Source organism: Amycolatopsis taiwanensis DSM 45107, from assembly GCF_000519205.1.
Classification (GTDB): domain Bacteria; phylum Actinomycetota; class Actinomycetes; order Mycobacteriales; family Pseudonocardiaceae; genus Amycolatopsis_E; species Amycolatopsis_E taiwanensis.
The window spans coordinates 181335-201461 of the sequence record NZ_KI912601.1 but is presented as its reverse complement, the minus strand read 5'-3'; the positions used below and the strand labels follow the sequence as shown (position 1 = coordinate 201461).

The 20127-nt window shown below is 71.0% G+C and carries 18 protein-coding genes; 6 read left to right on the top strand and 12 right to left on the bottom strand.

Going from position 1 to position 20127, the window contains the following annotated elements; translation table 11 throughout:
• Positions 1–48 precede the first annotated feature (48 nt).
• Both A3CU_RS49220 and A3CU_RS0140430 read right to left on the bottom strand, forming a co-directional pair.
• On the bottom strand, positions 49–702 hold the full coding sequence (locus tag A3CU_RS49220; protein ID WP_245617548.1) for a response regulator: 654 nt from the start codon (positions 700–702) through the stop codon (positions 49–51).
• Between the two features lie 511 nt (positions 703–1213).
• Complete coding sequence (locus A3CU_RS0140430) at positions 1214–1771, bottom strand: DUF3000 domain-containing protein (protein WP_027947018.1); 558 nt, start codon at positions 1769–1771, stop codon at positions 1214–1216.
• Between the two features lie 419 nt (positions 1772–2190).
• Between A3CU_RS0140430 and hemE the strand changes: the two genes are divergently transcribed.
• From hemE to hemQ, 3 genes are read left to right on the top strand one after another with little or no spacing between them, the layout of a single operon-like run.
• Complete coding sequence (gene hemE / locus A3CU_RS0140425) at positions 2191–3246, top strand: uroporphyrinogen decarboxylase (RefSeq protein ID WP_027947017.1); 1056 nt, start codon at positions 2191–2193, stop codon at positions 3244–3246.
• The gene (hemG, locus tag A3CU_RS0140420; RefSeq protein WP_052373032.1) at positions 3246–4658 is read left to right on the top strand and encodes a protoporphyrinogen oxidase; all 1413 of its coding nucleotides are present in this window, start codon (positions 3246–3248) and stop codon (positions 4656–4658) included. The genes hemE and hemG overlap by 1 nt, the downstream gene beginning before the upstream one ends.
• Before the next feature lie 27 nt (positions 4659–4685).
• Entirely contained in the window at positions 4686–5378 is a 693-nt protein-coding gene (gene hemQ, locus A3CU_RS0140415; protein ID WP_027947015.1) for a hydrogen peroxide-dependent heme synthase, read from the top strand.
• A 7-nt stretch (positions 5379–5385) separates the two neighbouring features.
• On the opposite strand, the gene A3CU_RS0140410 is transcribed toward hemQ, so the two are convergent.
• The 9 genes from A3CU_RS0140410 to A3CU_RS0140370 all read right to left on the bottom strand — a co-directional run bounded on the left by A3CU_RS0140410 (position 5386) and on the right by A3CU_RS0140370 (position 14126).
• A complete protein-coding gene (locus A3CU_RS0140410; RefSeq protein WP_027947014.1) occupies positions 5386–6246 on the bottom strand; it encodes a TIGR04222 domain-containing membrane protein in 861 nt (286 codons plus the stop codon).
• Positions 6247–6291: 45 nt separating this feature from the next.
• Positions 6292–6714, bottom strand: coding sequence for a peptide-methionine (R)-S-oxide reductase MsrB (gene msrB / locus A3CU_RS0140405; RefSeq protein ID WP_027947013.1), 423 nt, complete (start codon positions 6712–6714; stop codon positions 6292–6294).
• Positions 6715–6745: 31 nt separating this feature from the next.
• Entirely contained in the window at positions 6746–7039 is a 294-nt protein-coding gene (locus A3CU_RS0140400; protein ID WP_027947012.1) for a hypothetical protein, read from the bottom strand.
• A 17-nt stretch (positions 7040–7056) separates the two neighbouring features.
• Positions 7057–8595 carry a serine/threonine-protein kinase gene (locus A3CU_RS0140395; RefSeq protein WP_027947011.1) on the bottom strand — a complete coding sequence of 513 codons (1539 nt, stop codon included), beginning with the start codon at positions 8593–8595 and terminating at the stop codon, positions 7057–7059.
• Positions 8596–8663: 68 nt separating this feature from the next.
• Positions 8664–9392, bottom strand: coding sequence for a TVP38/TMEM64 family protein (locus A3CU_RS0140390; protein ID WP_027947010.1), 729 nt, complete (start codon positions 9390–9392; stop codon positions 8664–8666).
• Between the two features lie 34 nt (positions 9393–9426).
• Positions 9427–10362: an LLM class flavin-dependent oxidoreductase gene (locus A3CU_RS0140385; RefSeq protein WP_027947009.1), complete on the bottom strand. Its 936-nt coding sequence runs from the start codon at positions 10360–10362 to the stop codon at positions 9427–9429.
• Between the two features lie 9 nt (positions 10363–10371).
• Positions 10372–11658, bottom strand: coding sequence for a glycosyltransferase 87 family protein (locus A3CU_RS49215; RefSeq protein ID WP_052373031.1), 1287 nt, complete (start codon positions 11656–11658; stop codon positions 10372–10374).
• A 67-nt stretch (positions 11659–11725) separates the two neighbouring features.
• A complete protein-coding gene (locus tag A3CU_RS0140375; protein WP_027947008.1) occupies positions 11726–13297 on the bottom strand; it encodes an alpha/beta hydrolase in 1572 nt (523 codons plus the stop codon).
• An 82-nt stretch (positions 13298–13379) separates the two neighbouring features.
• A complete protein-coding gene (locus tag A3CU_RS0140370) occupies positions 13380–14126 on the bottom strand; it encodes a pyrimidine reductase family protein (RefSeq protein WP_027947007.1) in 747 nt (248 codons plus the stop codon).
• A 172-nt stretch (positions 14127–14298) separates the two neighbouring features.
• On the opposite strand from A3CU_RS0140370, the gene zapE reads away from it, so the two are divergent.
• Positions 14299–15315 (top strand): cell division protein ZapE, encoded by a 1017-nt coding sequence (gene zapE, locus A3CU_RS0140365; RefSeq protein WP_027947006.1) that lies wholly within the window; start codon positions 14299–14301, stop codon positions 15313–15315.
• 25 nt (positions 15316–15340) lie between these two features.
• Here the strand turns inward: zapE and rocD are convergent, their stop codons facing one another.
• Positions 15341–16570 (bottom strand): ornithine--oxo-acid transaminase, encoded by a 1230-nt coding sequence (gene rocD, locus A3CU_RS0140360; RefSeq protein WP_027947005.1) that lies wholly within the window; start codon positions 16568–16570, stop codon positions 15341–15343.
• A 198-nt stretch (positions 16571–16768) separates the two neighbouring features.
• Between rocD and A3CU_RS0140355 the strand changes: the two genes are divergently transcribed.
• A complete protein-coding gene (locus A3CU_RS0140355; protein WP_027947004.1) occupies positions 16769–18856 on the top strand; it encodes a S9 family peptidase in 2088 nt (695 codons plus the stop codon).
• Between the two features lie 165 nt (positions 18857–19021).
• Positions 19022–19972 carry an LLM class F420-dependent oxidoreductase gene (locus A3CU_RS0140350; protein WP_027947003.1) on the top strand — a complete coding sequence of 317 codons (951 nt, stop codon included), beginning with the start codon at positions 19022–19024 and terminating at the stop codon, positions 19970–19972.
• The last annotated feature ends 155 nt before the right edge of the window (positions 19973–20127 follow it).

Below are 20127 nucleotides of genomic sequence, written 5' to 3'. Positions count from 1 at the left end.
GACGGGCGCGCCGCACCGGGTGCGCCCGTCCCGTAGAGCCGGCGTGGATCAGCGGATGACGCCTGCTCGCATCGCCAGCGCCACCATCTGTGCCCGGTCGCCCGTGCCGAGTTTGCGGCCGATGCGCGACAGGTGCGATTTGACGGTGAGCGCGGAGAGGCTGAGCTCCTCGCCGATTTCCTTGTTGGACTGACCGTCCGCGACCAGTTGCAGCACCTCGACCTCGCGGGCGGAGAGCTCCCGCGGGGTGTTGTCGGTGCCCGGTACGCGGGTTCCGGTCGCCAGCACCGGAGCCACGCTCGGGTCCGCGTACACGCCGCCCTCGAGCACCCTGCGCACGCCGTCGGTCACCACCACGGGCGAGGCCGACTTGAGCAGGTATGCCTGGGCACCCGCCTGGAACGCCGAACGCACCGCGTACGGGTCGTCCGACGAGGCGAGCACCACGATGCGGGGCCAGCCGTGGTTACGGAGCTCCGTGACCAGCTCGATGCCGCTGCCATCGGGCAGCCCGAGGTCGAGGATTGCCAGGTCGCACGGACCCGTCGCGGTCGCCCGCGCTCTCGCCTCGGCCACCGTGGCAGCCTCGTGTACGGTGCCCGCTCCCATTTGAGCGAGCCGGGCGGCAATCGCCTCCCTCAGCAGCGGGTGGTCGTCAACCACCAGCACGGAAAACAGCTCTTCCCGCGGATGCGGAACCATGCTTGCCGGCAAGGCGCCGGCAGGCGTGGATCTGACGGCCTGAGATAAGCCGACGGCAGCCACGTCACTACCTCCCTGGAGTCGGTCGTGCCCCCCGACCGGCACCGGGACTTTCGGCCAATCAGCCGCGCCAGCTCTAGACCGAAAGTGGTGTCGTCGAAGAGGCACTCTAGCCGTACTAGGGGGTCTACGGGGCGATCGAACGGGTATCTATCCCTATCGAGTAGTTACTAACTGGTGTCGCTGTAACACGTTTGGGTCAATACGCGAGTCGTGGCTAACATGTAGCGGAGTGCGTCCGATAACCAAAGGTTGTCACCCTGACGGTGCGCGTGCATACGAATCGTGCAGCCGATTGCGGCACTTTAACTTGCACTCACCCCTTCGGGGAGCACGTTCATCAGATCGAAGTACTGGCCTCCGGGCACGGCCGGTACCAGGCAGCCGGCGAAGCCGGGTGAACATGCTCAAGTGCCCCAGCGCGGCGTGGGTGAGTGCGCGCAGGAGGCTGTCAGGAGGTCTGACGGAACGCGGTGACACCCACCGGGGGCAGGCCGGCCACGCTGGACATCAGCTGCAGGAACGCCTCGCCGTGCGGCTGGAGCTTGGCGTCCGTCGGCGTCCAGGACGCGCGTAGCTCCAGGTCGTCGCTGCGCCCCTGATCGGCGAGTTCGCCGAACCGGGCGGACGAGGTCTCGGTGACGGTCCCGCCGAGGGCGGTCCACGACGCGCCGGAGCACTCCAGTGCGTCGGTCAGCCACGACCAGCCGACCGTCGGCAGGAACGGATCGCTGGCCAGCTCGCGGTCGAGCCCGGCGCGCACATAAACGACCAGCCGCAACACGCCGCGCCACGCCTCCGGGCCCTCCGGGTCGTGCAGCAGCACCAGCCGGCCGGTCGCCGGCACGTCCACCTCGCCGGTGACGTCACAGCTGAGTGCGTAGGCCCACGGGGCGAGGCGCTGCGGCGCGCGCACGCTTTCCAGCGTGACTTCGGAGCGGGGGCGAACGGCTTCCAGCGCCGCGACGGCTTCGCGGAACAACTCGGGCGCATGCGTCATCGCGGTCACACGACCGACTGTAAGCCGAGAGTGGTATCACCGGTGGCAGACACACCGAAACGGTGTCATGCTCCCCCTCCGCGAGTCTGCGCGCGACCGCGATCGTGTCGACGGGGCGCTCCGTGAGGGAGCAAGTCACGTCCTCGACGACGGCGCCCCGCCGCCCCGGTAAAGGGGGTCTGGGGGCTGGCCCCCAGTCGGGGTGTGGGGGCGGAGCCCCCGCAAGGCAGAGCGTCTGGGGGCTTGCCCCGAGTCGGAGTGTGGGGGCGGAGCCCCCGCAAGGCAGAGCGTCTGGGGGCTTGCCCCCAGTCAGGTGTGTGGGGGCGGAGCCCCCGCAAGACACGGGACAGAAGCGCGCGCTCGGTGGTCACCGTGATTGCCGCGACTTGACACAAGGGGTGTCACACGGCCGTGGCACGATGTGAGCGATGGTTACCACTACCCGGGACCTTTCCCGCGCCCCCTTCCTGGTCGCCGCCCGAGGCGGCCGTCCCGACCGGCTGCCCGTGTGGTTCATGCGCCAGGCCGGCCGTTCCCTGCCCGAGTACCGCGCCATCCGCGAGGGTGTGCCGATGCTCAAGGCGTGCTTCGACCCCGAGATGCTCGCGGAGATCACGATCCAGCCGGTTCGCCGGCACGGGGTGGATGCGGCCGTCCTGTTCAGCGACATCGTGGTGCCGCTGTACGCGGCGGGAGTGGACCTCGACATCGTGCCGGGCACCGGCCCGGTCGTGGCCGCCCCGGTCCGCAGCGCGGACGCCGTCGCGGCCCTGCCCAGGCTCGAGGCCGAGCAGGTGCGGCCGGTCGCCGACGGGGTGCGGCTGCTGGTCGAGCGGCTCGGTGACACGCCGCTGATCGGCTTCGCCGGTGCCCCGTTCACCCTTGCCTCGTACCTCATCGAGGGCGGGCCGAGCCGCAACCACGAACACACCAAGGCGCTCATGCACGGTGCGCCCGAGTTGTGGCATGCGCTGGCGGGGCGGCTGGCCGAGACCGCGCTGACCTTCCTGCGCGTCCAGATCGACGCCGGGGTGAACGCGGTGCAGCTGTTCGATTCGTGGGCGGGCGCGCTGTCGGAGCGGGAGTACCGCGAGTTCGTGCTGCCGCATTCGACGGCCGTGCTGTCCGGGCTGGCCGACGCCGGCGTGCCGCGGATCCACTTCGGTGTGGGCACCGGCGAGCTGCTGCCGGCCATGCGCGAAGCGGGCGCCGACGTGGTCGGCGTCGACTGGCGGATCCCGCTCGACGAAGCGGTGCGCCGGCTCACCGCGCACGGCGAGGCGCCGCCCGTGGTCCAGGGCAACCTCGACCCGGCCCTGCTGGGCGCGCCCTGGCCGGTGCTCGAAGCCGAGGTCCGCCGGGTGGCCGCCGAGGGCCGCGCCGCCGCCGGGCACATCTTCAACCTCGGGCACGGCGTGCCGCCGGACACCGATCCCGAGGTGCTGACCCGCGTGGTGGAGTTGGTCCACGGGCTGGAGGTTTGATGACGGGCCCCTCCGGGGCCTCGCCAGGGCCCCTGCGGATCGCGGTCATCGGCGGTGGCATCGCGGGCGCGGCCGCCGCCTACCGCCTGCGTACCCGGCTCGGCGACAGCGCGACCATCACGCTGTTCGAGGCGACCCAGGCGCTCGGTGGCAAGCTGCGCACGGCCGAGGTCGGCGGCCACGCCTATGACGTGGGTGCCGAGGCCTTTCTGGCGCGCCGGCCCGAGGCAATCGCGCTGATCGAGGAGATCGGGCTCGCCGGGGACCTGGTTCACCCGACCGGTGCGCGCTCCACGGTGCGCGCCGGCGGGCGGTCGGCCGGCCTGCCCGGCGGCACCGTGATGGGCGTTCCCGGGTCTGTCGAGGCAGTGGCCGGAGTGCTTTCCGAACACGGGCGGAAGCTCGTCGCGGCCGAACCGGGACTGCCCCAGATTTCGCTGGGCGGGCGGGATGTCGCACTCGGCGAGCTCCTGCGCGCCAGGTTCGGTGACGAGCTGGTGGACCGGCTGGTCGATCCGCAGCTCGGCGGGGTGTATGCCAGCGGCTCGGACAGCCTCGGCTTGCGCGCGACCGTGCCCGCGCTGGCCGACGCGCTCGACCGGGGCGCCGGTTCGCTGACCGCGGCCGCTTCGTCACTGTTGCCCGCTTCGCCAAGTCCGGCGCCGGTGTTCGGCACCCTGACCGGCGGCCTGGGCACGCTGATAGACCGGCTGGTGCAGCGGGCGAAGGCCGAGGTGCGCCTGGGCGTCACGGTGTGCGGGCTGCACCGGCTGGCGGCCGGGTGGCGGCTGGACGTCGGGCTGACCGAGACCGTCGAGGCCGACGCGGTCGTTCTGGCGGTACCCGCCCCGGCGGCGCGCCGGCTCACCGAAGAAGTGGCGCCGCGGGCGTCGGCAGCCCTCGCGAAGATCGAGCTGGCCTCGATGGCCGTGGTCGCACTGGCCCTGCCGCCGGGGACCGAGCTGCCGGACGCCTCCGGCATGCTCATCGCGGCCGGGGAGCGCCGTGCGGACGGCACCCCGTTCACCGCCAAGGCCTTCACCTTCTCCAGCCGGAAGTGGGCGCATCTGGGCCGGGACGGGGTACTCGTGCGCGGCTCGGTCGGGCGGTTCGGCGAGCCCGAGGCGCTGCGCGCGGACGACGAGGAACTCGTGCGCCGGGTGCGGGCGGATCTGGCCGAGCTGACCGGGATCACCATCGCGCCGGTGGACACCCTGGTCACCCGGTGGGGCGGTGGGTTGCCGCAATACGGGGTGGGACATCGGGAACGGGTCGAGGCGATCGAGCGTGCCGTGGCCGAGGTGCCCGGACTGGCGATCGCCGGGGCGGCGCTGCACGGCGTCGGCGTGCCCGCCTGCATCGCCACCGCGGACGCGGCAGCGGCACGTATCACGTCCACACCCGCACGCTGAAGGAGCCGCTGGTGCCATGATGGAGACATGGCCCGCCTGAACTACAACGAGCTCAACGACACCATTCGCTACACCGCCTGGTCGGTGTTCCGGGTCGAGCCCGGCCGGCTGCCCGACGACCGTGGCGCGGCGGCCAGCGAGACCACCGAGTACCTGGACGCGCTCGAGGACAAGGGAGTCGTGGTCCGTGGCGTCTACGACCTTTCCGGGTTGCGCGCGGACGCCGATTTCATGATCTGGTGGCACGCCGAGGAGGCCGAGCAGGTTCAGGCCGCCTACACGGGGTTCCGGCGCACCCCGCTGGGACGCGTGTCCGTCCCGGTCTGGAGCCAGTTCGCGCTGCACCGGGCCGCCGAGTTCAACAAGAGCCACATTCCGGCGTTCCTGGCAGGCGAGGCGGCGCGTAAGTACGTCTGCGTCTACCCGTTCGTCCGTTCCTACGACTGGTACCTGCTGCCGGACGACGAGCGCCGCAAGATGCTCGCCGACCACGGCATGAAGGCCCGCAACTACCCGGACGTGCGCGCCAACACGGTGGCGTCGTTCGCGCTCGGCGACTACGAGTGGATCCTGGCGTTCGAGGCGGACGAACTGCACCGGATCGTCGACCTCATGCGGCACATGCGGGAGACCGAGGCGCGACGGCACGTTCGCGTGGAAATCCCGTTCTACACCGGCACCCGGGTGCCGCCGGCCGAACTGATCACCAACCTTCCGTAGCTACGGCTCAACCACCGCAGCCGCCACCACCGCAACTGCTGCCGCTGCTGCTGGACCCGCAGCTGCTGCCACTGTCGACCGAGGAGCACCCGCTTCCGCCGGTGGAGCCGCTCCAGCCCGGCGATGGGACGAAAGCGGCACCGATCTCCGGGTCGGGATACTCCGGCAGGCCCCCGACCACGACCGCGCCGACGACGCCGGTGAGGAGAGCCACCTGTCCCGCTTGCGCGGCCTGGCGGGCCTGGGCGCCGCGTGCGGTCACGGTCGTGGTGAACCGGCGCCTGCTCCCGAGGGCGGTAATGGTCAGCAGCGTCGCGAGCACGATCAGCAACTGTAGATAGCCGACCGGTCGCTCCAGGACGAGACCGTTGAACATGCGGACGATGCCAAGGGCGAGCACCAGGGCGTACAGCACGACGACGGTCCACCAGACGTCCGTGAGCTTCACCTTCGGCACGACCATGCCACGGTTGACGAGATCGGCGCCAATGCGCGTGACCAGGGAGTGGCGGCCGAGGTTGGCGCGAACGGAGAAGACCGGGCGCGACGGGTTCTCCCGGACCGATCTCCAGATTTCCGCGGCGAGCGGTTCGGACGGCGGCCGCCGTCCGATCGCCGTCAGCCTGCCCCTGCTGTCGACGCGCAGGTGCTCCTGGTCGATCAGGGTGGCGGTGGCCGTGTCGACGACCCGGTCCGGGCCTCCGATCAGGTACGCGTAGTGGTAGGCGCTGGGCAGCGGCGCGACGATCGTGGCCGGCCGTCCCCGGAGCGCGACCAACCATCCCAGCATGAGCACGACCGGCAGCGCGAGCAGGCAGGCGTAGATCGCGAGAAATTCGGGACCCGAGATCCCCCAGGGCTCGTTCACCGGCCGAGGATATCCGCGCCACCGGGCGTGCGAGGGGGAAAAGGGTTACCTGGCCGGGACCAGTTTCAGCGAGATGGAGTTGATGCAGTAACGCTGGTCGGTCGGGGTTGCGTAGCCCTCGCCCTCGAACACGTGCCCGAGATGGCTGTGACAGGCGGCGCACTGCACCTCGATGCGGACCATGCCCATCGTGCGGTCCTCGCGCAGGATCACCGCGTCCGTGTCGGCCGGATCGTAGAAGGACGGCCAGCCGCAGTGGCTTTCGAACTTGGTGTCACTGCGGAACAGTTCGGCGCCGCAGGCACGGCACTCGTAGACGCCCTCGGTCTTGGTGTCGGTGTATTCGCCGGTGAACGGGCGCTCCGTGGCCGCCTGCCGGAGCACCGCGTACTCCTGCGGGGACAGTTGCTCCCGCCACTGTTGGTCGGACTTCACCACGCGTGGTTCGGATTCCGTTCCGGATGCCATGTCTTCGAATCTACCCGTCCACGAGCCGGAGTCACTGGGAGAGCCACTCGACGGCCCGGACGATGATGTCCCACGCGCTGACCAGCACGCCCAGCACGATCAGCGCGGCGACCAGGGCCGCGAAGAACCAGCGGGGCCCGCTCGCGCGGGTGCTGGAGTCGGCGAAGTCGGACACCCCTTGAAGCGATGCCTCGACGGTGAACGCCGGCTCGCAGCGCTCCATGCGGTCCAGGTGCGCGGCGAAGGCCTGCGCCTCGGGGTCGGCCGGGTCGAGCCCGACCAGGTCCTCCTCGAAGCGGTGGTTGCGGGCCGGTTCGGTGGCCATGCGACCACGGTAGCGCATCAGAACAAGCGGGTATCGGCGTCGATCTTCATCCCGGACCCGGTGTTGACGATGCGCCAATGCGTTCGTCCGGGCACTCCCTCGACCGAGACGAACATCTCGGCCGAGCCATCGGCGTTCAGCCCGTTGTCCGCGTTGATGGTTTTGTACGTCTGGATGACGTGCTGGGCCCAGTAGGATGCGAACGCCTCCTGGCTGCCGTAGACCTGCTGCGCCGCGGGCGTCAACTGGTTCCACGCGCTCGATGTGCCCAGAGAGTCGAGGAAGGCCTTCATGAAATTGGCGGCCGGGATGATGTCGAGCTTGCCGCCGCTGGGGTACGTGCCGAGCGCCGCCGACGGTACCGAAGCCGATGAGGACGGGCTGGAAGGCGGTGGGGAGGCCGGCTGCGAGGTGCCACCGGTGTTGCCCTGCTGGCCCTGGTTGTTGCCGCCGTTGCCCGACATGTTGACGATCAGGAACACCACGACGGCGATCACCACCACGCCCGCGGCGAGCGAACCGATCAGGATGCCCTTGCGCTTGGGGTCGGAGACCGCCTGCGGCGACCCGACGAGTGGTCTGTTCGACGGGATGAAGGCCGCGGTCGGGTTCTGCAGCCGGGGCGGCGGAGCGGCATTGCCGCCGACGTGGCCGGCGACGGGATTGTCGACGCGCTGCCACGGCGGGCGTTCGGCCGGCGCGACGGGGGGCGGCGGGTCGGCCGGGATGGGCGGAATGGCGGGCTGCCGGCCGGTGGTGCTCAGTCCAGGCGCCAGCAGCGTGCCCGAGGCGGGCTCGGGTTCGCCTGCTGCCAGCGCCGCGAGTCTGTCTCGCGCCTCGGCCATGCTCGGGCGTTCGTCGGGCTCGATCCGGAGCAGGCTCATCAGCAGCGCGGTCGCCTTGCCGGACTGTTGGGGCGGGATGACCTGCCCGTTCGCCGCGGTGTAGAGGAGGGCGAGCTGGTTGGTGGTGTTGCCGTACGGCGGCTGGCCTTCCAGCGCGTGGTACAGCGTCGCGCCGAGCGAGAACACGTCCGAGGCGGACGAGGGGTCCGAACCACGCGCCAGTTCGGGCGCCAGGTAGGCGGGGGTGCCGCCGATCAGCCCGGTCTGGGTCAGGGTCAGGTCGCCGGCCGCGCGCGAGATGCCGAAGTCGGTGATCTTGGCGGTGCCCGAGTCGTCGATGAGGATGTTGGCGGGCTTGATGTCGCGGTGCACGATGCCCGCGCGGTGCGCGGCCACCAGCGCGGACGCGACCTGCTCACCGATCCTGGCGACCTGGCTGAGCGGCAGCGTGGTCCGCTCCGCGAGCACCGCGGAGAGACTTCGTGATGGCAGGTACTCCATGACCAGGCATGGATCACCGCCGTGCTCGGCGATGTCGAACACGACGATGGCGTTGGGATGCTGGAATCGTGCCGCGTTCTTCGCCTCGCGCATCGCCCGTTGGCGCATGTTGTTGCGCTCGGTCTCGGACATCCCCGGCTGGGCGAGGATCTGCTTCACCGCCACCGAGCGTTCCAGGCGTTCGTCGACCGCGCGCCAGACGACGCCCATGGCGCCGCTGCCGATGTGCTCAACGAGGCGATAGTGCCCTGCGATCAGCTGACCGGTGTCGATGGCGACTACTCCTCGGAAACTACCCGCATTTCTTGGCTTCGTTGAGCGCGAACGAGCTTCTCGCGCACCGGACCGAGTGTAGCGGCCTGGTTCGTGCGCCCGTCGTAAGCTGCCCCTCGCGCCACCTTGATCAGTCCCAGCGCTCCGGCCAGGGCGAACACGGCATAGCACGCCACCAGCGCCGGCGGGGTGCCGCCGGTGAGCGCGTCGCCCAGCACCACCACCGCGATCGTGCCGGGCACGCTGCCCACGACGGTGCCGGCCAGATAGGGCAGCGGCCGCACGGACAGGATCCCGCAGCAGTAGCTGAGCGGGGCGAACGGTACCACCGGGATCAGCCGCAGCGACATGACGGCGAGCACGCCGCCACCGGCCAGCCGCTCGTCGACCGTGCGCACGGACCGGCGGTGCAGGTGCCGGGTCACCAGGTCACGGCCGAGCAGCCGGGCCACGGTGAAGCCCAGCATGCCCGAGATCGCCGTGGCGGTGATCGCGATGCCGATGCCCGCCAGATTGCCGAACAGCAGCCCGGCCGCCAGGTTGAACACGGTCCTGGGCACCGGCGCCACCGTGAGCACGGAGTAGGCGGCCAGGAACACCACGGCGGCCAGAAAGCCCCTGCCCGCCGCCCAGTCCCGCACCTGCGCCGGGGCGGGCAGGCGCAGGAGGAAGGCAGCCGCGACCGCCACGGTGAGTACGGCGAGCGCGAGGATCAGCTTGGTGCGGCGGGACATGGCCCTACCGTATTGCACCCGCCTGGCCGCCCGGTCAACCTGGATCAACGCTGCCGGTGAGCTGGGGGATGACCTCCGCGGCCACCCGCTCCATCTGGGCGGCCTGGTCGAACATCGGGGTGAACAGGACCAGTTCGGCGCCGGAGTCGATGACCTGCTGCACGCCCCGCACGCAGTCCTCGGGCGTGCCGGCCACCGCGACCGACCCGAGCCGCCGGCTGAAGTCGCCGTAGATCATCTCCAGCCCCTCGGCCGTGCGTTCCCGCGCGCGCTGGACGTTGTCGTCCACCGTGATGTAGACGCGTTTCGCGATCCGGAAGGTTTTCGGGTCCCGTCCCGCGTCGGCCAGCGACTCGAGCACGATCCGCACCTGCTCGGCGAACGCGGCCGTGGTCGTCGAGCCGGCGCCGAAGAAGCCGTCCCCGAGCCGGACCGCCCGGCGCAGCGCGGCTGGGTGACTGCCGCCGAACCAGACCGGCGGATGTGGCTTCTGGAACGGTTTCGGCTCCATGGCCGCCTCGGAAAGCTGCCAGAACCGCCCCTCGAAGGTGACCTTGGGCTGCGTCCACAGCTCCTTCATCACCCGCAGTCCCTCGGTGAAGCGGGTGACCAGGCGATCCGGGTCGACCCCGAACGCGGAGAACATCCGGCCCCGGCCGCCCGTGCCGATCCCGATCTCCAGCCGGCCCCGGCTGAGCTGATCCAGCGAGCTCAGGCTCTTCGCCAGGTGTACGGGGTTGTGCAGCGGCGTGACGAACACGGCGCAGCCAAGGCGAAGCGTCTCGGTGCACGAGGCCGCGTAGGTCATCGTCTCCACAGGCGAGAGGTTCGGCCCCGGGCCCAGAACCTGCTCCTGGGTCCAGCCGCTGTGGTAGCCGAGCGCCTCGGCGCGTCGCACGTAGGTGCGGAAGGCGGTCGGGTCGAAGGCACCATCGGAATAGAACTGCGGGATGGAGATCGCGAATGGCATATACCGACCCTAGTGGGGACTCCGCACGCCTTCACTCGTTACGACGGCGTCCTGGCGGCGGACGGCTTGCGCGATCGCGACGACGAGCAGGATCACCACGGTGAGCCAGATGTAGGCGTTGTGATAAACGACGCCGAGATGGCCCCACGACGGGAAGAAAAGGATGCTGCTTTCGGGGTAATCGAACAACATCAGCACGCCACCCGAGGCGACCACGAAGACGAGCACGAGGCTGATCCAGCTGCCCACCGCCCACGGTCGCAGCGATGCATGCAGCAGGTAGATGATCAGTGCGCCCAGCCACACCCAGTGGTGCACCCAGCTGTACGGCGACACCGCGGTGGTGGTCAGCCCGCACAGCACAACGGCGAGAAGTTCCTCGCCGGCAAAGGAAAGCCGACGCGCGAGCAGCAGACAGGCCAGCGCGATCACCGCGGCCGCCGCCAGCCAGAGCAACTGCGTCCCGCCCACGAGCCCGATGCTGCGCGCGAACAACCCCCGCAGCGACTCGTTGTCGGGGTTCTCCGGCACGCCGACCCGGGTCGGATCGGCGAACGCGCCCGACCAGAACGTCGCCGAATCGTGCGGCAGGACGAGGAACCCGATCACCACCGTCGCCGCGAGCGAGCCGACGGAGACCGCCGCCGCCCGGTAGCGCCTGGTGAACAGCAGATACAGCACGAAGAACACGGGGGTGAGCTTGATGCCCGCGGCGATCCCGGTGAGCACGCCCTTGACCCGGGAGGAATCCGGGAGTGCCAGGTCGACCAGCACGATCGACATGAGCAGGATGTTGACCTGCCCGAACCCCATGGTCTGCCGGATCGGCTCGATCCACAGCAGCAGCCCGGCCACCGGCAGGCTGACCACCACCAGCCGGAGGTCGCGCCGGTAGCCGAGCATTGCCAACGCCGCCCACACGCCCAGCGCCAGGATCGCGAAGTTCCCGATCGCGCCGACGTAGGTCAGCGGATCACCGTCCAGCTTGGCCAGTGGCGCGAACAGCAGCGCGGAGAACGGGGCGTAGACGAACTCCCAGACCCCCCGGGTGTGGCCGTACAGCGGCGTGTCGTAAACCGAGATGCCGTCCAGGACCCGCATGCCCGCGATCCGGTAGACGCTCAGGTCCGTCAGGTGCATCAGCGCGCCGCGGTCGGCGAGCACCTCCTTGAGGTACTCGGCGGCGGCCACCAGGCCGAGGACCGACGCCACCCAGAACGCCGGCCACGGAATCGGTCGCCTCTGCGGCGGGGGAACCGGCGCGTCGGCCAATGCCTCGACGGCGGATGACGACACGGTGACCCCTCTGTGGCACTCGACTATGCGATCAGTCGGGAAGCGTATCGGCCGGTCGTGGCCGCCCCTAAGCGGGGCAGAGCGTGCCGTTCGCCGGCACCTTCCCGTCCACCAGGAACGCGCGGACGGCGTCGGCGACACACGGCGACATCAGGGCGGCGTGCCCGGCGCCCTGCCAGGAGACCCGGACCGCGCTGGGCAGCTGCTGGGCGGCACGCGCCGTGCCGGGTTCCGGCGTCACGGGGTCGGCCAGTGCGCTGGTGACCAGGATCGGCGGCAGTGCGACGTTGCCCGGCAACACCGGTGTGTTGGTGTTGCCCGGCCAGGGCAGGCACCAGGTCAGCCGCTGGGTCGCCAGCGCGCCGAACGGCGCGAACCGGCTCCGCAGCTGATCGGCCAGTGCGCTGATCTGGTTCACGGACAGCCGGTCCGCGCTGTCGTTGCATTCGGTGGCCAGCGCCCCGTCGAGCCGGGACGGCACCGGCTCCGTGCCGTTGACCAGCGGCGCGACGAACGCGGTCAGCTTCGACAGGTCGCCGCCGCGCGCGGCCTGGATGGCGTCGCCGAGTTCGGGCCAGCGCACCGGGTTGGCGAGGCCGACGGCGATCGCGTTGATCGCCAGCCCGGGGCCGAAGCCGACACCCCCGATGGCCGGACCCGGCGCCGAGCGCAGCTGGTCGAGCAGCGCGTTCACCGCGCTCGTGGCGTCGGTGCCGAGCGCGCAGTGCCGGGCCGCGCAGTCCCGGGCGAAGGCGCCCAGCACGGCCAGCTGGGCTTCGGCCTGGTCCGTGACCTTGGTGGCCGGATCGGGCGACGGGTCCGGGATGCCGTCCAGCACGACTCGCCCGAGGTGTTTTGGAAAGCGGGCAGCGTAGGAGATCAGCACCCGCGACGCCTCGCCGTGCGCGATCGCGTTGAGGGTGGGGGTGCCGAGCGCGTCCCGGATCTCCTCCAGGTCGCCCGCGGCACGCCAGCTGTCGATCGCCAGCTGCGAGCTGCCCAGGTCGATCGCGCACTGCTGGCCGGACCGGCGGGCGGCGTCGAGCACGCCGTCGATGCCGGCGCCGGCCGGATCCTGCGACAGCAGCGGCCCGTGCACCTCCGGAGGTAGGCAGCCGAGCGGGTCGGAGTCACCGGTGCCGCGGCGGTCCACGCCGATCAGCGAGAACCGCTGCAACAGCTCCGGAGGCAGGCTCGCGGCCAGATGCGCGGCGTAGGCGGTGCCGGCCTCGCCCTCGACATCGTTGAGCACCACCAGGGGAATCGGCCCGTCGCCCGCCTTCAGCAGCGCGACGTCGATCGGGACGCGGCCGGGCAGGTCCGGTGCGTCGAGCACCGACATCACCGTGGCGCAGGTGAGGGACAGCGAGTCCGGCACCGCGGGTGGATCGAACCGGGCGAAGGTCTGCTGGTCGCAGTCGGACCAGTGGATCGTCGGCGACCGCGGCTCGGCCAGTGGCGGCAGCGGCACGTCCTGGGGGGACGTTGTCGTCGGCGCCGCGGACTCCTCGTCGTTCTCCAGCATGGCCGGACGGTCCGACGGCCCGGCCGTGCACCCGGTGAGCAGGGCGGGCACGAGCAGGGCGAGCAACAGCCTCCTACGGCGGCGCAAGGCGCTTTCCCCTCGTGGTCGATCCATGTCCGCTCCGACCTTCGCACGGCCACGGTGAGCAGCCGGTAAGCGGGTCTGCCCCCAGTCGGATGTGGACGGCCGGACAGTGTCAGGTCCGTCGCCGGTAGCGGAGCATCGTGAAGCCGTCCTCGTGCAGGATCGAGGCCAGCTCGAGGTGGCGGGACTCGGTCGTCGCCGGGCCGACCGCGATACGGTCCGCCCCGGCACCGGCCAGCAGCGGCGCCACGGTGAGGCACAACTGGTCGACCAGGTTCTCCGCGATCAGTTCGCCGAACAGGCACGGGCCGCCCTCGCAGTCGACGCGCTTGAGCCCGCGGCGGGACAGTTCGGCCAGCGCGGCGGCCAGGTCGACCCGCTGCTGTCCGGCGACCAGTATTTCCGCACCGGCGTCGGCGAGTTCGGCCACGCGCTCGGCCGGTGCCTCTTCGGTGGTGATGATGATCGGCGGGACCTGTGTGTCCGTGAGCAGGGCACAGGCCGGGTCGATCCGGGCGCTGGCGGTGACCACGGCGATTGGCGGGATCTCCGCGAGACCGAGGCGCTTGCGGCGTTCACGGCGGATGTCGTTGGCCCGCGCGCCCCGGTAGCCCTCGGCACGCACGGTGCCGGCGCCGACGAGCACCACGTCGGCCAGATCGCGCCCGAGCAGGTAGATCCGCTTGTCCGCAGGGCTCGACAGCGGCTCGGAGCGGTCCTCGACGGTGGCCGCGCCATCGGCGGAAGAGACGAAGTTCACCTGCACCCAGGAGCCGGTGACCTCCGCCGGATACCCGTAGATCTTCGCGAGGTCGTCGTCGGTCAGGTCGTCGAGCGATTCGGGCCACAGCATGCGCATGTCTTGAATCCCAGCATGTGCCCGCCACCACCCGCGCGGCAGCCCAGGGCCGGCCGTTCCCCCGCCACACCCCGAACGGACGCTGCGCGGCGGCTCACAGCAGCCAAGGCCGGCCCTCGCCCACCACCACCCTCAACGGATGTGCTGCGCGCGACAGCTTAAATTCGAATTCATGCACCTCACTGACCGGTTCCCCGAGATCGAGGCCGACGAGCTGATCAGAGCGCTGGTCCCGCCGCCGCGCTTCGACGGCGTCCGGTTCGCCACCTACCTGCCCAGCCCGGACGAGCCGAGCCAGGCGGCCGCGGTGCAGGCATGCTCGGCGTTCACCGAGTCGATCCCGGACGGCACGCGGAAGAAGTCGCGGTGGCGGACGCTGTTCGGGTCTTCGGTGCCGGACGGTGCGCCCGGCGTGTACCTCGACGGCGGGTTCGGTGTCGGCAAGACCCACCTGCTCGCGTCCATGTGGCACGCCGCTCCCGGTCCGAAGGCGTACGGAACCTTCGTCGAGCTGACCCACCTGGTGGGTGCGCTGGGGTTCGCCGACGCGGTGAAGCGGCTGTCGGAGCATCGGCTGCTCGCCATCGACGAGTTCGAGCTGGACGATCCGGGCGACACGACGCTGGTGAGCCGGCTGCTCCGCGAGATCACCAGCGCCGGGGTGCGCGTCGCGGCCACGTCCAACACGCTGCCGGAGAAACTCGGGGCGGGCCGATTCGCCGCCGAGGACTTCCTGCGTGAGATCCAGTCGCTGTCCGAGCGGTTCTCCGTGGTGCGGATCGACGGACCCGACTACCGGCACCGCGGCCTGCCCGAGGCGCCGCCGCCGGTGGACGACGACGCCCTCGTAGCGTCCGCGGCGGCCCACGAAGGGTCCACTGTGGACGATTTCGACGCGTTGTGCGCGCATCTGGCGCGCCTGCACCCGTCGCGGTACGGCAGGTTGGTCGACGGCGTTTCCGTGGTGCACCTGCGCGGCGTGCATCCGGCACCCGACCAGACGGTCGCGTTGCGGCTGGTGGCCTTCGCCGACCGGTTGTACGACCGGGCGATCCCGGTGGTGGTTTCCGGGCAGCCGCTGTCCGCCCTGTTCAGCGAGGAGATGGTGCAGGGCGGCTACCGGAAGAAGTACCTGCGCGCGCTCAGCCGCCTGACCGCCCTCGCCCGCGACGCCGTCCCGGTGAGCTGACTCCGACGCGAGCGAGGGCGTGGGTTCAACTCGTGGCGGGGCGGCGGACGACCGCGGCGATGGCGTCGATGCCCTGGTCGAGGTCCTCCTGGCTGATCGTCAGTGGCGGGGCGATCCGCAACGTGGCGCCGTGGGTTTCCTTGCACAGCACGCCGCGTCCGGCCAGCTCCTCCGACGCCGCGCGCCCGGACAACCCACCGGGTGCGATGTCGATGCCCGCCCACAGCCCGCGCCCGCGGACCTCGGCGAGCCCATGGCCGACGAGCTCGCCGAGCCGGGCGTGCAGGTGCGCGCCCAGTGACGCGGACCGCCGCTGGTACTCGCCGGTCGACAGCAGGCGGATCACCGCGCGCCCGACCGCGCAGGCCAGCGGGTTCCCGCCGAACGTCGAGCCGTGCTCGCCGGGGTTGAGCACCCCGAGCACGTCCCGCCGTCCGACCACCGCGGACAGCGGCACGATCCCGCCACCGAGCGCCTTGCCCAGCGTGTACAGGTCGGCGCGGACGCGTTCGTGGTCGAGCGCGAGCAGGGTGCCGGTGCGGGCGAGGCCCGACTGGATCTCGTCGGCGATCAGGAGCACGCCCGCCTCGTCACACAGCCGGCGCGCTTCCGCCAGGTAGCCGTCCGGCGGGACGATCACACCGGCCTCGCCCTGGATCGGCTCGAGCAGCACGGCCGCGGTGCGCTCGGTGATCGCGTCCGCCAGCGCTGCCGCGTCGCCGTACTTGACGACGACGAAGCCCGGTGTGTACGGCCCGAACCCGGTGCGCGCCGTCTCGTCGGTGGAGAACGACACGATGCTGATGGTCCGCCCGTGGAAGTTCGATCCCGCGACAACGATCTCCGCCTGCCCCGCCGGGACCCCCTTAACCTCGTAGGCCCACTTGCGTGCGACCTTCAGCGCCGACTCGACGGCCTCGGCGCCGGTGTTCATCGGCAGGACCATCTCGGTGCCGGTGAGCTGGGCCAGTTCCGCGCAGAAGCGGCCCAGCACGTCGTGGTGGAAGGCCCGTGAGGTGAGGGTGACGCGGCCGAGTTGCGTCACGGCCGCGGCCACCAGTTCGGGATGCCGGTGCCCGAAGTTGAGTGCCGAGTACGCGGACAGGAAGTCGAGGTAGCGCCGGCCCGTCACGTCGGTGACCCAGGCGCCTTCGGCTTCGGTGATGACCACCGGCAGCGGATGGTAGTTGTGGGTGCTCCAGCGTTCGTCCAGCTCGATGAACTCGGTTGGGGCGGGGCCCGCGAAGGTCGTCATGCCCTCAGGTTAAAGGGAGCTTCAGTGCCGATTCACCCCGCAAAACGTTGCTGGGATGGGCGATTCGTTGCGTGATTCTGTCACTTGTCGGCAGTTTGTTGCAGTGGGGCCCGAATTCGGGGTTCTGCTCCCGGGCCCGGCGGGAGAGCGGCGCGCCGACACTCGCCAAGCCCGGCCGGAGTCTGGAAGAGTGCGGGCGTGAACGAGAAGCTGTCCTTTCTTCGCAAGCAGGCCAGGACCCAGCGCTTCACCCTCGGCACGCCACGCGAGTTCCGGGTCGCCCCGGACGGTTCGAGGCTGCTGTTCCTGCGCTCGGAGTCCGGTACGGACCGGCGAAACAGCCTCTGGGAGCTGGATCTCGCGTCGGGCGAGGAGAGCAAGCTGGTGGACGCGGCGGTGCTGCTACCCGGCGAGGAGGAGCTCCCGCCCGAGGAGCGTGCCCGGCGCGAGCGCAGCCGGGAGAGCGCGGGCGGAGTCGTCGGTTACGGCGTGGACGACGAACTGCGCGTCGCCGCCTTCTCGCTTTCCAGTCGGCTCTACACGGTGAACTTGATCACTCGCGAGGTGACCGAGCTGGGCGAGGGCGCGGTGGTCGATCCGCGGCCCGACCCGACCGGCAGGTACGTCGCCTACGTCCGCGACCGGAGGCTGCGCGTCGTCGAGCTCGCGACCGGTGCGGACCGCGCGCTCGTCGAGGAGGACGGCGAAGACCTCGCGTGGGGACTGGCCGAGTTCATCGCGGCCGAGGAGATGGGCCGGGCCCGCGGCTACTGGTGGTCGCCGGACGGCTCGTGCCTGCTGGCCGAGCGGACCGACCGCGGCGGCGTGCCGCGCTGGACGATCGCGGATCCGGCCGACCCGGGAGCGGCTCCCAACACCGTCGCCTACCCGGCCGCCGGCACCGCGAACGTCGCCGTGTCCCTGTCCTTCCTCGGACTGGACGGCTCGCGCGTGGACGTCGAGCGCGGCGACTGGGAGTACCTCGCCGCGGTGCACTGGTCGGCCGGCGGGCCACCGTTGCTGGCCGTCCAGCCCCGGGACCAGCGGCGCCTGGAGATCCACGCGGTCGACCCCGTCGACGGTTCGACCACCCTCCTGCACACCGAAACCGACCCGGACTGGGTCGAGCTGGTGTCCGGTGTGCCGGCGTGGACCAGGGACGGGCGGCTGGTGCGGGTGAGCGCCGCCGACGGCGACTACCGGCTGGTGATCAACGACGAGCCGGTGACCCCGGCCGGGCTGCAGGTGCGGTCGGTGCTCGACGTCGGCGACGAGGTGCTGTTCAGCGCCTCCGCGGAAGACCCGGCGCAGATTCACGTGTATCGCACGGAAGGCGGCGAGGTCGTTCGTCTGTCCACATCGGATGGTGTGCACGTCGGTGGTGGTACGGCGGAGGTCGCGGTGCTCTCGTCGTGGAGCCTCGACCGCACTGGGCCGGAGGTTTCCGTGGTGCGGGACTCCAAACCCGTCGCGACGGTCGGCTCGTACCCGGTGGATCCGGGCATCGAGCCCCGCCCGATCCGGTTGACCGTGGGCGAGCGAGGGCTGCGCGTCGCACTGCTGTTGCCCACCGGCTACCGGCCCGGCGACGGAAAGCTCCCGGTCCTGCTCGATCCCTACGGCGGCCCGCACGCGCAGCGTGTGCTGTGTAGCCGCAACGCCTTCCTCACCTCCCAATGGCTGGCGGATCAGGGTTTCGCCGTGCTGGTCGCGGACGGGCGGGGCACGCCGGGCCGGGGCAGGGACTGGGAAAAGGCGGTCGCCGGCGAGCTCGCGGACGTGCCGCTGGCCGACCAGGTCGACGCGCTGCAGGCGGTCGCGGCCGAGCGGGACGAGCTCGACCTCGGCCGGGTCGCGATCCGTGGCTGGTCCTTCGGCGGGTACCTGTCCGCGCTGGCGGTGCTGCGGCGGCCGGACGTGTTCCACGCGGCGGTCGCCGGCGCACCGGTCACCGACTGGTCGTTGTACGACACCCACTACACGGAACGGTATCTCGGCACGCCAGGGGAGAATCCCGAGTCCTACCAACGGAATTCGCTGATCGCCGGTGCCGCGGAACTGCGCCGGTCCCTGCTGATCGTGCACGGTCTGGCCGACGACAACGTGTTCGTGGCGCACTCGCTGCGACTGTCCGCGGCGCTGCTGGCCGCGGGACGGTCGCACACGTTCCTGCCACTGGTCGGGACCACACACATGAGCCCGCAGGCCGAGGACGTCGCCGAGAACCTGATGCGGGTACAGGTCGACTGGATCAAGGCAGCACTGGGCATGGCCGGCGCGGACTAGAGTGCGTTTCAAAGTCGTGTTTCCACCCAAGGCGACCACGGGGGCGCCGGCGGCCTCGGATTTGGGGAGGCGGGCCGCCGACCGGGAAGGCAAGGGGCATGCGGGAGTCACGGTCTGGCTACCCAAATCCGATCGCGCCCGTTTGAACACAGACAAGGAGATCTCATGAGGCGTTGGGGCTTGACGATCCCGTTGAGCGGGCTGCCGCTGACCGCGCACCGCGAGCTGGTCGAGCGCCTGCCGGATCTCGGCTACACCGACGCCTGGACGTCCGAGACCGCGGGCGCCGACGGGTTCTCACCGCTGCTGCTCGCCGCTCAGTGGGCGCCGGGGCTGCGGTTGGGTACCGCGATCGTGCCGGTCTACACCCGTGGCCCCGGCCTGCTGGCCATGTCGGCGGCGACCCTGGCGGACGTCGCGCCGGGCCGGTTCGTGCTGGGCATCGGCGCGTCCTCGCCGGTCATCGTGTCGAACTGGAACGCCGCGGAATTCGCGCGTCCCTTCGCACGCACCCGGGACACCCTGCGCTTCCTGCGTTCGGCGCTGGCGGGGGAGAAGGTGACCGCCGAGTACGAGACGTTCTCGGTGGAGAAGTTCCGGCTGGAGCGGGTGCCGGACCCGGCGCCGGCGATCATGCTCGCCGCGCTGCGGCCGGGCATGCTCGCGCTCGCCGCCCGCGAGGCCGACGGCGCGATCACCAACTGGCTCGCCGCCGGCGACGTGCCGAAGGTCCGGGCCGCCCTCGGCCCGGACATCGAGCTCGTGGCGCGGATCTTCGTCTGCCCGACCGAGGACCGCGAAGCCGCGCGGGCGATCGGCCGGCTGATGATCAGCAGCTACCTCACCGTGCCGGTCTACGCGGCGTTCCACGACTGGCTCGGGCGTGGCGAGCTGCTCGCGCCGATGCGGCGGGCCTGGGCCGAGGGTGCCCGCAAGGCCGCCAACGCCGCCATCCCCGACGAGGTCGTGGACGATCTGGTGGTGCACGGCTCACCGGCCGAATGCCGCGAAAAGATCCAGGCATATGTCGACAACGGACTGGACACCCCGGTCATCGCGCTGGCCGGCCAGATCGACGACCCGGTCCGCCTGGTCACCGCCCTCGCGCCCGGGTGAGGCCGGGCTACGACCTGCCTTCGCGGACCGCGTTCACTAGATTCGGGTCTGGGGCACGGCGCGACCGGCCAAGTGAGAGATCAAGCCGCGGCTCTGAGGCCAACCACAGAGCGCGCCGCCGGCGGCAGGGGCGCTCTTGCGGAGGATGTGGCCGG

Excerpts from the sequence above, each read along its gene's own strand:
- A3CU_RS0140370 (WP_027947007.1), bottom strand. The coding sequence starts at position 14,126 with ATGCGCATGCTGTGGCCCGAATCGCTCGACGACCTGACCGACGACGAC.
- A3CU_RS0140350 (WP_027947003.1), top strand. The coding sequence starts at position 19,022 with ATGAGGCGTTGGGGCTTGACGATCCCGTTGAGCGGGCTGCCGCTGACC.
- hemG (WP_052373032.1), top strand. The coding sequence starts at position 3,246 with ATGACGGGCCCCTCCGGGGCCTCGCCAGGGCCCCTGCGGATCGCGGTC.
- hemE (WP_027947017.1), top strand. The coding sequence starts at position 2,191 with ATGGTTACCACTACCCGGGACCTTTCCCGCGCCCCCTTCCTGGTCGCC.
- A3CU_RS0140400 (WP_027947012.1), bottom strand. The coding sequence starts at position 7,039 with ATGGCCACCGAACCGGCCCGCAACCACCGCTTCGAGGAGGACCTGGTC.
- hemQ (WP_027947015.1), top strand. The coding sequence starts at position 4,686 with ATGGCCCGCCTGAACTACAACGAGCTCAACGACACCATTCGCTACACC.
- A3CU_RS0140385 (WP_027947009.1), bottom strand. The coding sequence starts at position 10,362 with ATGCCATTCGCGATCTCCATCCCGCAGTTCTATTCCGATGGTGCCTTC.
- A3CU_RS0140390 (WP_027947010.1), bottom strand. The coding sequence starts at position 9,392 with ATGTCCCGCCGCACCAAGCTGATCCTCGCGCTCGCCGTACTCACCGTG.
- zapE (WP_027947006.1), top strand. The coding sequence starts at position 14,299 with ATGCACCTCACTGACCGGTTCCCCGAGATCGAGGCCGACGAGCTGATC.
- A3CU_RS0140395 (WP_027947011.1), bottom strand. The coding sequence starts at position 8,595 with ATGGGCGTCGTCTGGCGCGCGGTCGACGAACGCCTGGAACGCTCGGTG.
- rocD (WP_027947005.1), bottom strand. The coding sequence starts at position 16,570 with ATGACGACCTTCGCGGGCCCCGCCCCAACCGAGTTCATCGAGCTGGAC.
- msrB (WP_027947013.1), bottom strand. The coding sequence starts at position 6,714 with ATGGCATCCGGAACGGAATCCGAACCACGCGTGGTGAAGTCCGACCAA.
- A3CU_RS49220 (WP_245617548.1), bottom strand. The coding sequence starts at position 702 with ATGGTTCCGCATCCGCGGGAAGAGCTGTTTTCCGTGCTGGTGGTTGAC.
- A3CU_RS0140375 (WP_027947008.1), bottom strand. The coding sequence starts at position 13,297 with ATGGATCGACCACGAGGGGAAAGCGCCTTGCGCCGCCGTAGGAGGCTG.